Annotated in this window: 17 protein-coding genes; 4 read left to right on the forward strand and 13 right to left on the reverse strand. The window is 25.8% G+C overall.

From position 1 onward, the window contains the following. The first annotated feature begins 426 nt into the window (after positions 1–426). Positions 427–2,346, forward strand: a complete 1,920-nt coding sequence (gene abc-f, locus BN8917_RS09865) for a ribosomal protection-like ABC-F family protein (protein WP_066873946.1) — start codon at positions 427–429, stop codon at positions 2,344–2,346. Between the two features lie 69 nt (positions 2,347–2,415). On the opposite strand, the gene BN8917_RS09870 is transcribed toward abc-f, so the two are convergent. Then, entirely contained in the window at positions 2,416–3,069 is a 654-nt protein-coding gene (locus tag BN8917_RS09870) for a prealbumin-like fold domain-containing protein (RefSeq protein WP_066873948.1), read from the reverse strand. A 105-nt stretch (positions 3,070–3,174) separates the two neighbouring features. Continuing rightward, positions 3,175–3,720, reverse strand: a complete 546-nt coding sequence (locus BN8917_RS09875; RefSeq protein WP_066873950.1) for a DUF1836 domain-containing protein — start codon at positions 3,718–3,720, stop codon at positions 3,175–3,177. Positions 3,721–3,912: 192 nt separating this feature from the next. On the opposite strand from BN8917_RS09875, the gene trhA reads away from it, so the two are divergent. Continuing rightward, positions 3,913–4,569, forward strand: coding sequence for a PAQR family membrane homeostasis protein TrhA (gene trhA, locus BN8917_RS09880; protein WP_066873952.1), 657 nt, complete (start codon positions 3,913–3,915; stop codon positions 4,567–4,569). 35 nt (positions 4,570–4,604) lie between these two features. Here the strand turns inward: trhA and BN8917_RS09885 are convergent, their stop codons facing one another. Beyond that, entirely contained in the window at positions 4,605–5,465 is an 861-nt protein-coding gene (locus BN8917_RS09885) for a LysR family transcriptional regulator (protein WP_066873954.1), read from the reverse strand. Between the two features lie 11 nt (positions 5,466–5,476). Further along, the gene (locus tag BN8917_RS09890; protein ID WP_066873956.1) at positions 5,477–5,764 is read right to left on the reverse strand and encodes a hypothetical protein; all 288 of its coding nucleotides are present in this window, start codon (positions 5,762–5,764) and stop codon (positions 5,477–5,479) included. Positions 5,765–5,898: 134 nt separating this feature from the next. Between BN8917_RS09890 and BN8917_RS09895 the strand changes: the two genes are divergently transcribed. Further along, positions 5,899–6,648, forward strand: coding sequence for a polysaccharide deacetylase family protein (locus BN8917_RS09895; RefSeq protein WP_066873959.1), 750 nt, complete (start codon positions 5,899–5,901; stop codon positions 6,646–6,648). A 61-nt stretch (positions 6,649–6,709) separates the two neighbouring features. On the opposite strand, the gene BN8917_RS09900 is transcribed toward BN8917_RS09895, so the two are convergent. The 7 genes from BN8917_RS09900 to BN8917_RS09925 form a co-directional block, all read right to left on the reverse strand. Next, positions 6,710–7,255, reverse strand: coding sequence for a hemerythrin domain-containing protein (locus BN8917_RS09900; RefSeq protein WP_066873960.1), 546 nt, complete (start codon positions 7,253–7,255; stop codon positions 6,710–6,712). A 102-nt stretch (positions 7,256–7,357) separates the two neighbouring features. Next, positions 7,358–7,504, reverse strand: coding sequence for a hypothetical protein (locus tag BN8917_RS14375; protein ID WP_159426736.1), 147 nt, complete (start codon positions 7,502–7,504; stop codon positions 7,358–7,360). Positions 7,505–7,555: 51 nt separating this feature from the next. Beyond that, positions 7,556–8,509 carry a carbohydrate kinase family protein gene (locus BN8917_RS09905; protein ID WP_066873963.1) on the reverse strand — a complete coding sequence of 318 codons (954 nt, stop codon included), beginning with the start codon at positions 8,507–8,509 and terminating at the stop codon, positions 7,556–7,558. 30 nt (positions 8,510–8,539) lie between these two features. Continuing rightward, a complete protein-coding gene (locus BN8917_RS09910; RefSeq protein ID WP_066873965.1) occupies positions 8,540–8,728 on the reverse strand; it encodes a DUF4250 domain-containing protein in 189 nt (62 codons plus the stop codon). Positions 8,729–8,809: 81 nt separating this feature from the next. Continuing rightward, positions 8,810–10,141 (reverse strand): MATE family efflux transporter, encoded by a 1,332-nt coding sequence (locus BN8917_RS09915; protein WP_096030720.1) that lies wholly within the window; start codon positions 10,139–10,141, stop codon positions 8,810–8,812. A 36-nt stretch (positions 10,142–10,177) separates the two neighbouring features. Then, positions 10,178–10,363 carry a hypothetical protein gene (locus tag BN8917_RS09920; protein WP_066873967.1) on the reverse strand — a complete coding sequence of 62 codons (186 nt, stop codon included), beginning with the start codon at positions 10,361–10,363 and terminating at the stop codon, positions 10,178–10,180. A gap of 1 nt (position 10,364) precedes the next feature. Further along, complete coding sequence (locus BN8917_RS09925; RefSeq protein ID WP_066873969.1) at positions 10,365–10,553, reverse strand: hypothetical protein; 189 nt, start codon at positions 10,551–10,553, stop codon at positions 10,365–10,367. A gap of 92 nt (positions 10,554–10,645) precedes the next feature. Here BN8917_RS09925 and BN8917_RS09930 point away from each other — a divergent pair, with 92 nt between their 5' ends. Beyond that, positions 10,646–11,359, forward strand: a complete 714-nt coding sequence (locus BN8917_RS09930) for a glycerophosphodiester phosphodiesterase (protein WP_084748583.1) — start codon at positions 10,646–10,648, stop codon at positions 11,357–11,359. Between the two features lie 77 nt (positions 11,360–11,436). Here BN8917_RS09930 and BN8917_RS09935 read toward each other — a convergent pair whose 3' ends face one another. Then, a complete protein-coding gene (locus tag BN8917_RS09935) occupies positions 11,437–11,955 on the reverse strand; it encodes an NUDIX hydrolase (protein ID WP_066873973.1) in 519 nt (172 codons plus the stop codon). A gap of 42 nt (positions 11,956–11,997) precedes the next feature. Next, positions 11,998–12,279, reverse strand: coding sequence for a hypothetical protein (locus BN8917_RS09940; protein ID WP_141668660.1), 282 nt, complete (start codon positions 12,277–12,279; stop codon positions 11,998–12,000). Between the last annotated feature and the right edge of the window lie 229 nt (positions 12,280–12,508).

The following is a 12,508-nucleotide window of genomic DNA, read 5'->3' on the forward strand; positions in this document are numbered from 1 at the left end:
GATTAAATACCTAATCTTTTATTAATCCTCCTTTCATATTTATAATATTCTTTTGTATTTCTATAAGTTATTTTCTCCTCCCTTATAAACTTCTCCTAAAATTTATTATCTATCTTCAACTTTATTTTTAAATGTTTATAAATTTATAAATATCAATGAATTATATTAATCTAACTCTACTCTATTTATTTACTAAGCTTAGTTTATACTATCTAATTATTATCTATACTCTATGATATTTTATAATAATTGAAGATAACATAACTACATTGTCTCCACACTATTCTATTCAAAATAAGGCAGATACGTTACTTAACATATTAGCCTCAAGCCAATACTTATTTGAATTTAATAGAAGTTGTTAGTATAATTAATATATTGTTTAATACAGGAATTCATACTATAGCTAAAAAGGAGTTTAATAATATGATCGTTTTAAGTTGCAAAAATATAAAAAAAAGCTTTGGTATAGATGAAGTTTTAAGAGATGTCACATTTAATATAAATGAAGGAGATAAGGTTGGACTTATAGGTGCTAATGGTGAAGGTAAATCTACACTTTTTAAAATATTAACTAAAGAATCATCAGCTGATTCTGGAGAATTATTTATAGATAAAAATAAATCACTTGGATACCTTTCACAAAATCTTTCCTTAGATGAAAATAAAACAATCTATGATGAAATGTTATCAGTATTTTCTAGAATAACTGATTTAGAAAATAAATTATTAAAGCTAGAAGAAAAAATGAATGAACCTTTTGATCCTAGTAAAGAAGATTATCATAATAAACTTATAAAAGATTACACTACTTCTCAAGAATTGCTTGAAAATATTGGTGGATATACTTATAAGGGTGAAATTTCAAGAGTTCTTAAAGGGCTTGGTTTCTTTGAAAATGATTATAGCAAACAAATAAATTTCCTAAGTGGAGGACAAAAAACAAGGGTTGCTCTATGTAAACTACTTTTATCAAAACCTGATATATTACTTCTTGATGAACCTACAAACCACTTAGATTTAAATGCTATTGAATGGCTAGAAGATTATTTAAAATCATATAAAGGTACTGTTCTTGTTATATCTCACGATAGATTTTTCTTAGACTCAGTTACTAATTATACATATGAACTTATGAGTGGTAAGGTTAATTGCTACAATGCTAGTTATACTAAGTTCTTAGAGCTTAGAGAAAAGGATTTAGAAGCAAAGCTTAAAGCTTATAAACTTCAACAAAATGAAATAAAAAGACAGGAAGAAATAATAGAAAAGTTCCGTTCATTTAATAGAGAAAAAAGTATTAGAGCTGCTGAAAGTAGGGAAAAAGCTTTAAATAAAATGGAAAGACTTGATGCACCTGAAATAGCAAAACGTGCTTCTAATATAAAATTTAAAGCAGAAGTAACTAGCGGTAATGATGTTCTTCATGTAGAAAATCTTTCAAAAAGCTTTGCTGAGAAGAAACTTTTCGAAAATATATCTTTTGATTTAAAACGTGGAGAAAAAGTTGCTTTAATAGGTGAAAATGGTAGAGGTAAGACTACCCTTCTAAAAATACTTTTAGGAAAAATTAAAGCAGATTCTGGTTCATTCTCTATGGGTAAAAATGTATTCTCAGGATACTATGACCAAGAACAATCTGATCTTGATTTAAATAAAACTATCTTAGATGAAGTTTGGGATACATTCCCTAAAATGACTACAACAGAACTTAGAAACGCTCTAGCTTCATTCCTATTTACTGGAGATGATGTATTTAAAGAAATATCTCTTTTAAGTGGTGGAGAAAAATGTAGAATAAACCTGTTAAAGCTTATGTTATCAAAGCCTAATTTCCTATTACTTGATGAGCCTACTAACCATTTAGATATAATGTCTAGAGAAGCTTTAGAGGATGCCATTCTTAGTTATGATGGTACTTTAATTGTTATATCTCATGATAGATATTTCTTAAATAAAGTTATTACAAAAATACTTGAACTTGAAGAAAATAATATAAATACTTATCTAGGTAATTATAGTTATTATTCAGAGAAAAAAGAAAATCCTAATAGATTTGAAGAATTTGAAAGTGAAAATGGAACTTCAAAAACTAAAACTCAAATCAAAGAAGATCGTAAAAAGAAAAAAGAAGCTCAAAAAGCTGAAAAAGAATTAAAATTGAAACTTAAAAACTTAGAAAAAGAAATTTCAGATAGTGAAGATAAGCTCCTTGCACTTCAAGAAGAACTATGTAAAGAAGAAGTTTATTCAAATCCAACTGAAAGTGAAAAAGTTAATAAGGAAATTTTAAATCTTGAAAAATATATAGCAGAACTTTACGAAGAATGGGAAGAACTTGCTTAAATTTAAAAGAAGAGGATAATCCTCTTCTTTTAATAAAATAAAATATTCTTTTATCTTAATCAAATGATTTTAACAGCATCTTCTTGCTCTAGCAATTCTGCAAAGAGCTCTATTAACAGCACGTTCTGCAGCTCTATCAATCACTTTCTTTAAACATCTGTCTATTTGTCTAAGCTTATTAATAACGACTATTTTTTGACATTTAGTTCTGTCTGTAATACAGAATTCTCTTCCTGGGAAATATTCTGGACATTCAAATACACATTCATCAACTACTTGTTGTATTCTATATAATCCATTCTTTAAACAAGTAAATTCTACTCTTCCACATTTATCTGTCTTTTTGCTTGCTACTAACTTTTCACAACCATCTTCTATTAAATATAAATTGAAAGGAACTCCACTTATTGCTTCACCATCAACACAATTTAAAAATGAAAAAGCTTCTACTTTTCCCATTCTAGGTAATGGTTTATAAGTTGGTCTACAACAGCTCATACAACTATTATCTACTGTATCTTCTAAACATTCTTCTTCTGGTTCACATTTACATGGTGGTTCTTCTTCATATTCACAATCTGGTTCTTCTGGACAATATGGATCTTCTTCTTCACATTCTGGTTCATATTTTTCTTCACAAAAATCATCATCGTAATCTTCTTCCCATTCACAATCACAAACGTCGCCAGAATTTTGATAATTCATATATTCTTCAAAGTTCATAACTTTACCTCCTCAGTTATAAAAAATATTAAGACCTTTACTTAATATATATATATGAATATATCTAGCTTAGGGTGATTGTTTTTTTAGTTTTATATCTTATTATTAATTATTTTCATCTATAATTTTTTCTGCTAATTTTCTATACATATTAGCTTTATCAATAAGAGCACTCGCTAATATCAATTCTTTATTCTTATTTATATTTTGCTTTTCTATTTCTTCATTTATAATTCTTACTTCTTCTTTAAAATTCTCTGAATTTATTTTGTTGATATCAAGATATTTTGAATATGTTTCTTCTATATTTACATCATTCCCATCCTCTATATCAACAACAATTTGTTCTAATAATTTTTTTATATCCGATATTGATAAAGCTCCCTTTAAATTATAAATAAAACTCATAAGTATTATATGTTCTTTACTATATTTCTTATTTTTTACTGGCATTAAAAGCTTGCCTTTCACATAGTTATTAATCATCGTTTTAGTAAGTATTTTATCATCTTCATTTCTTTTGTAATTTGAAAGTTTTGATTCAAATATTTGTATAACTTGATCCATATATAAATCTATTTCAGGAATATCTTGAAGTTCTATATTATCTGTTAAATTTAAATTTTCTGTTTCATCTAGTAAGTCTCTCAATTTTTCACCTCATTAAATATTAAAAAAGTATTAATTTTTTTAATCCAGCTTTAATTATATCAAAAATCTATGATTATATTCATATATTAAATATGAATTTTTTTATTGACTTTTATATTTTATTAGTTCATAATCAGATTATAACATAACGTAGTTTTAAAAACTAGATGTCAGATTAGGAGGTTGAATTTTATGAATATTAATAACCACTTTAGAGAGCCTGTAAATGGATTTACTCATTTAGCTGGAGCAATATTATCTTTAATAGCTCTAATAATAATGATAACTAAAGTAACTTATATTAATGAAAATATGACTCTAAGTCTTATTTCAGTCATCATATTTGGAATAAGCCTAATACTTCTTTATAGCGCATCGGCAACTTATCATTTAACAATATCATCAGAAAATGTAATAGCCTTTTTAAGAAGACTAGACCATTCAATGATTTTTATATTAATAGGTGGAACATATATTCCTTTTTGTATTTTAGCTTTACAAGGTAATCTAAGAATAATTTTTACAAGTATAATAGTTATTGCAACTATAGCAGGTGTTTTATTTAAAATGATTTGGTTTAATTGCCCTAGATGGTTATCAACTTCTATATACATCGCAATGGGATGGGTATCAATATTTATTATAGCTCCTTTATATTCTGCTATCTCTCTAGCTGGTATTCTTTGGCTTGCTTTAGGTGGTATTTTATATACTATCGGAGGAGTTATTTATGCAGTTAAACCTAAATTTCTAGAATTTAAACATTTAGGTTTTCATGAAATATTTCATATATTTATTTTACTTGGAAGTCTATCACACTTCATTTCTGTTTATTTTTATGTATTATAAAAAAATAAAGAGTCTATCTTATTAAAGATAGACTCTTATTTATATGATTTTAGTTCTTCTAGAAAAGCTTTCATAGTATTAGATAAAAATTTATCTTCATGATAAATAAATCTAAAATCTCTTTTTATTTCTTTTACTCCATCAATAAAGACTTCTTCTAGAATTCCTTCTTTAATTTCTTTTTCTACACATCTATATGGTACACATGCAATTCCAAGACCTACTTCAACTACTTTTAAAATAAGCTCTGTACTTCCAAGTTCCATACAAATACTATAATCTACATTACTATTTTTTAAGTTAGTCTCAATTATATCTCTTGTTCCACTCCCTCTTTCTCTCATTATAAGTGGAATTTTTTCTTTATATTCTATATCAATATCTTTAGCTTTAACAAATACTAATTTATCTTTCCATAGTTCTTCTTTAACTATATCTTTAGAATTTACATCACCTTCAACAAAGGCTATATCTACATCATTATCTAGAATTAACTTTTCTATATCTTCAGTATTTTCTATCACTATAGATATCTCTACATCTTTATTTTTCTCTAAAAAACTTTTTATTACATTAGGCAAAATATAAGTTCCTATAGTTGTACTAGCTCCTATTTTTATTTTGCCAGTTACATTATTTTTTAGATCATCTAACATAATTTTAACTTCTTCATTTAGATTCAAAATTCTACTTACAAACTTTAAATAAATTTCACCTTCATTTGTTAAGTAAAGTTTCTTACCTATTCTATCAAAAAGTTTTACTTCTAATTCATTTTCTAATTCCCTTATAGCTTGACTAACAGATGGTTGACTTATATAAAGTTTTTTACCTGCCTCCGTCATATTTAACGAGCTGGCTGTTTCATAAAATATTTTTAATTTTCTAAAATTCATATTATAAACCTCTATTTTTCATCTGTTTCTTCATAATCTACATCTATAATAGGTCCTTTATAATTTTCCTCTTGCTTATCTTTATTATAATATGTTTCTTGTGACCTCATATTATTTTCTCTATTATATTGGTTCTTTATATTATCATTAAATTCCTTAATTCTTTTATTAGTTTTATATCTTAAATATAACCATAAAGCTGCTCCAGCTACTATTATTATAGGTAAAGCTGCTAATAACACCTTTGCTACAAATAATAGTATAATAATCCCTAGAACTATTCCTATAATCTGTTTCATAAACATCCCTTCTTTTCTATTTTTATATATTATATCATAGAGAAATCGTTTTTTAAATATTAATAGGATTTACTAATATTATAAGTATTTTATACAAATAATAATCTTAGCATAATAAGAAAGGACTGAATTGTATGTTTAAGAAATTTACAATTTATAATATTTTAATAACTATAATATTATCTATTATAATTCCTTATACAGGTGTATTAGCTAAAGAAAAAGATTCACCTTTAGAATCATCTGAATCTAAAGTCATATATATAACATTTGATGATGGTATCTCATGTAAAATTACTCCTAAAATATTAGATACATTAAAAAAAGAAGAAGTTCCAGCTACCTTCTTCCTAATAGGTGAAACTTTAGATGATAATCAAGATATTTTAAAACGTATGGTTGACGAAGGTCATTCTGTTGGACTTCATACATATACTCATGAAAGAAACAAAATTTATAGGTCAAAAGAAGCATTTTTAGATGAAATGTTAAAAACACAAAATAAAATTTATGAAATTACTTCTGTAAAAACTAATATATTAAGATTTCCTTTTGGAGTTAATAATACATCTTTCCATATAAATAAAGATTGGGAAACATTTTTACATAATAAAGGTTTTATGATATATGATTGGAATGTTGATACAGCAGATGGGGCAAACCCTAAGAGTTCAGTATCTACTATTTATAAAAAAGCTATGAGTAATCAGCCATATATCATCCTACTTATGCATTGTACAAATTTACACAATAATACATCAACTGCACTTCCTAAAATTATTAAACATTATAAAGATGCAGGTTATGAATTTAAAAAGATAGATGAAACAACACCTGAGATGTACAGAATACACAATAAAAAAGTAATAAACTTTGTTTATTAAGAACCTATTAAATTTATAAATAAAAAAGAGTTGTCAATTATAAAGACAACTCTTTCCCTTATTAAGCTAAATATTTCTTTTCTAATAACTCTATTTTATCTATATACTTTTTACTATCTTGTGATAACATTACTTCTGAAAATTCTTTATTTAACTTTTCTATACTTTCTTTACTTAAATTATTTTCGCCAAATTTAAATACAACATTATCTTCTTTATTTATATGCCTTTCTAAAAGAGATACATATCCCATAGAATTTGATATAATTTCAAGTCTCTTCTTATCATCACCAGCTTTATATGCATTTACAGCCTTTTCAAGTTCCATAACAAAAAATCTACCTTGATCATGTTCTACTAACATTCCTGATTCTATAGTCTTTTTTATTGCTAATGGAAGTTCATTAACCATAACTTTAAATAGCATGTCCTCTTCTTTTTTATGATGTATTCCATCAGCATAATTTCTTATACAATCTATTACAATAAAGAAATCATCATAATCTATTTTATCATCTAATAAAACTTTATAATCCATAGCTTTTACTATATTTAAAATTCTCTCAACATTTCTATGTTCATCTCTTAATACTTGTATAGCATTCATACCTAAAATCTCCTAAAATTTTATTTTACTCTAATTAAATAATTTATAAGTTAAAATTCGAAATAAAAGATAGTTATTTAAAATAACTATCTTTTAAGAAAATTATAATGTAAAGCTCTTTTCTTCGCTTTCCTCTTTTTCTTCTTGATTATTACTATTTTTTTTGTTTTTCTTATCATAAGCTAAAGATGCTATTAAAGCAGCACTTGCAAGAGCAAGCAAAGTAGCTTTTCCTTTTTTAATTTTCATTTTAATTCACCACCTATAAATATTAATTAAGATCTTTATTTTAAATTAAAACTATAATTTCTTTACAGTCCATTCCATATTATTAGCAGTTTCTATTACCTTTTCATAACACATTTCTGGATGTATTGTTTGTTCATGAGCTATTGTTAATACAGACATTGATATTGAGAACTTAACTGTTTCTTCTGATGAAAGACCATTTAAATATCCATATCCCATACCTGCTACAAATGAATCTCCTGCCCCTGTAACATTAACAACCTTAACTTTGCCAGAACATATTTTACCACATTCCTTACCATCATTATAGAATATTCCATCAGCATCTAAACTTATAAATACTTTTTCTACCCCAAGTTCTATAAAGTAGTTACTTGCTCTTATTAGGTCATCATCATCTATTATAGGGAAGCCTGCTAAAATTTCAGCTTCATGTCTATTTGGTTTTATAGTATGGAAATACTTTACAAGATGTTTTACCCAACCTGCTTTTTCTGCTGATACTGGATCTAAAATAAATTTAGTCTTGTCACTAAAGTTTGTAAGTAAATATTCCATTATTGCAGGGTTATCTGCATCTAAAACTACATATTCAGCATTTTCAATTATTTCTCTTTTACTATCTATAAATTCTGGTGTCATTCTGTCTATACTCTTCATATCAACTATAGCTGATACCATTTCACCATTTTCATCTAATACAGCAAGATAAGTTGGTGTTGACATTCCTTTTAATATTAATGAATCTGACATATCATAACCATGTTTTGCACCATGCTCCATCATCTGTTGTCCATTAGAATCGTCTCCTAATATAGATATGAACTTAACATTAGCTCCTACCCTAGCCATGTTTTCTGCTATATTTCTACAAACTCCACCATATGACATCTTAACTTCTCCTGGTGTTGAATTATAAGATCTATATTTTGATCTACTAAATCCAAAAATATCTACTATTGCTGCCCCAAATACTAAAATATATGGCTCTTTTCCTGTGTTCATGTAAACTTTCCCTCCTGAATACTGCCGCTCTTATTTAAACTGATTTAATGATTCTATATATTCAAAACCATTCTTCTCTAATATTTCTTTTAATTCTTCTTTATTAATGTTTAAATCTTCACAAAGTTCGTTAAGTGAACTATAAAAATCTCTTAGCTTTAAATTGATTATACTAAGTAGCATAAATGGATCTATTGACTTATAATTACTTAAATCCATAATTCTCCCTCCATTTATAAATTAACTTTATAATTATTATATACGACTTTTATTTGTTCTACAAATATTAAATATATAAATTTATAACTTTGCTTTTTTATTTTCTGTTAATTTTAATATAACAAAGCAAATCATAATAATAATTTCAACTAAAGGAGCTGTAATCCAAACTCCTGTAAGTCCAAAAATCTTAGGTAGTAATATAACTAATACTATTGTTAATATTAAACCTCTAAATGTTGATAATATAAATGATGATCTAGCCTTTTCGATAGCTTGTAGGTATGATATTGAAACTATATTTACTCCCATTAATATAAATGCTATAAAGTATATTCTTATCCCTTTAACAGTTATATCAATTAATTCTCCTCTTTGATCAGTAAATATTAATGCTAATTGTTTTGGCATAATAAATCCTATTAAAAAGAAGAAAATACCTAATCCTAAAGCTATCTTAAATGATATATTAAATAATTTTTTAACTCTTTCTTCTTTTCCTCCACCATAATTAATACTTATAAGAGGTTGCATTCCCTGTGCTATGCCATTAAATACAGCTAGGAATATAAGTGCTATATTTGCTATAATTCCATAAGCTGAAACAGATATATTACCACCTATAGATAAAATAACTTTGTTAAATACAAATATAACAAATCCTGCTGAAAGCTCCGTTACAAAACTAGGCATACCATTTGCTATAACTTTAAAAATTGTTGATGTTCTTGCTGCTTTAAATTCTAAATGCATACTATTATTTCTTTGAATAAAATGTATTAGTAACACTGCTAATCCAAAGGCCTGACCTATGGTTGTTGCAAGTGCTGCACCTTTCATCCCCATATTTAATGGATATATAAACACATAGTCTAAAACTATATTAACAATATTAGTTGTTATTATAGATAGCATTGCAAGCTTTGGAGCCTTATCAGTTCTAACAAAAACATTTAAGAAATTAGAAAGTATAAATACTGCATTAAAATCAAAAATTATCTTTAAATATTGCTTAACATAATCAAATGTTTGTGGAGTTGCTCCAAGTATGTAACAAATATCATCTAAAAATAAATATGTTAGTATATTAATACAAACTATTACTATAATAGCTCCTATAAGGGAGCTAGTAAAAATATCATTAACTTTATGAAATTTCTTTCTTCCAACTGCTATTGAAAGAGCAGTTGCTCCACCCACTCCAAAAGTTAAAGCTATAGCATAATAGACACTGAAAATTGGTACTCCTATATTAAGTGCTGCTAGTCCAAGACTTCCTAACCTTCTTCCTATAAACATAGTATCAAATAAAATACATATTGAAAGTCCTAACATTCCACTTACTGATGGTATCATATATTTAACAAGTAAACTTTTTTCACTATCTTCTAATAAATTTATTTTACCTTTCACCTGTATATCACCTAGCTTTTCTTTAGTTTATTTTTTCTATTTTGCCTCTTCTATTTTATTTATTAATTTAGTTTCTATAAGTTCTGACTTTGAAAATCCTTTTTTAAAATACCTAATTTGCTTATACTCAATTCCTCCCATTTGAAAATCTAGTACATCTATTCTATCACCTTTATATATAACAGGTTCTCTTTTCGCTTTTAAAAATATTTTTAATTCCATACTATTCTTCATCTCCTAACATATCTTTTTTCTTTCTGTTTCTATAATATCTTCTATATATAAGTATAACTAAAACCCATATTGCGATTGAAACTATAATATTTGCTTCATAGAATATATAACTTAGTATAGCCAAAATAAGTCCTATTAAAACAATAATTATATCTAATTTACCTATCTTAAAGTCCATGATTTTCCTCCTATTAAAACTTACTATTTCATTATGCCATCAAAATTGATATATTTAAATATATTAATAAAAAAATAATGGAGGTTTTAATTATGACTCTTAATATAGCACATAGAGGTTTTTCTGCTCTTTACCCAGAAAATACTATGTTAGCTTTTACAAAAGCTAAAGAACAAGGATTATGTGATGGTATAGAACTAGATGTTCAATTAACAAAAGATAATGTACCTATTATAATACATGATGAAGATTTAGAAAGAACTACAGGACAGCTTGGTAAAGTTAAAGATTTTACTTATAGAGAAATAAGAACTCTTAATGCTGGTAATAACGAAAAAATTCCATCATTAGAAGAATATCTGGAATTTGCTAAATCTAATAAAATATATACAAATATAGAACTAAAAAATAGCGTTATAGATTATAAAGATTTAGAACTAATAACTCTTAACTTAATTTATAAATTTGGATTAAAAGAAGATGTTATTATCTCATCTTTTAATCATGAATCAATGATTAAAGTTAAAAATCTAGATAAAAATATCAAAACAGGACTGCTATATGATAATCTAATGCATAATCCTCAAGAATACTGTAAAACATGTAATGCAGATGCAATGCATCCAAACTATACATCACTTCTTATAAGCTCTAATATTGAAAAACTTCAAAAAAGTAATATAGATATAAATGCTTATACAGTAAATGATGAAAACCATATGAGATATCTAGTAGATAAAAAAATAACTTCAATAATAACAAATCATCCTGATATTCTATATAGAATAATCAAAGGATTAAAATAATAAAAAAGAACTATCACTATAAAATTTCTTAAAAATTTCTATAGTAATAGTTTCTTTATTTTTCCCAAATATTACCTCTATTTATTTAAATAATAAATTTCATAAGCCTTTTCTAACAACATTAAATCTCTAAGATTTATAAATTTACCACTGTATGTTTCTAGCTTATCTTCCTTAAATACTTTTAATGCTTTATCTATAGGCATCCATTCTAAAGCTATTCCCTCTGCTATCTCACCTTCTGTTAAACTTATTTGTCCATAAGCAAAAGCTTTTGTAAGATAACAATAAGATATTTGTAAAAAATCATCATTATCTGCATATTCTATAATCATTCCAACTTCATCTAGAATGTTAATATCACAGCCTGTTTCTTCTTTTATCTCTCTATAAGTAGCTTCTTTTATAGTTTCATTTTCTTCTATACCACCACCAGGTAATTTATGATAGTTTAAATTTGAAACCTTTAAAATTGCCACTTCATCTTTATCATTTATAACTATAGCTCTAGCTGCTCTTCTTATTCTATAGTTTTTATCCTTTTTATTAGTTTCTAACCCTATATCATTATTTGTTATTTCTTTTATTAATTCCAAGGCTTTGTTCTCCTTTTATAAATTAATATATAATTATATATATTATAAATGCCATTGATTTGTAAACATTGGATCTTCCATTATAAGTTTTATCAATTCTGGATCTTCTATAAAACCTTCAGATTTTTGTATAATCTCATATGCTACTGTACAGTATATAAGGGATGCAATAGGAAGTATTTTCACTGGAACTGAATTAAAACAAACAACTACAATTCCTATTGATGCTAAAGAATAAATAGTTATTCTTTCTGCATTCATATACTTCTTAAGCTTCTTTTTTATTATCCTAGGGCTAGGAAGTTCTATAGCTGTAATCAACATTATTTTCACCTTTAAAATTACTATATTAATATATATATTAATATCTCCTCTAATTATGTAATTTTAAAGTTTCATAAAATCTAAAGATTACTAAATTAAGTTTACTTTCCACAATCCATTTTTATCTTCTTAACTTCTGAAACATCCATATCAACTTTCTTTGCAATAGTTTCAATATCAAGAACATCTAATAATTCTTTAGCTATTCTTACTTTCTCAGCTATTACTT

Origin of the sequence: Clostridium mediterraneense, from assembly GCF_900091705.1 — a bacterium.
Taxonomy (GTDB): Bacteria; Bacillota; Clostridia; order Clostridiales; family Clostridiaceae; genus Sarcina; species Sarcina mediterraneense.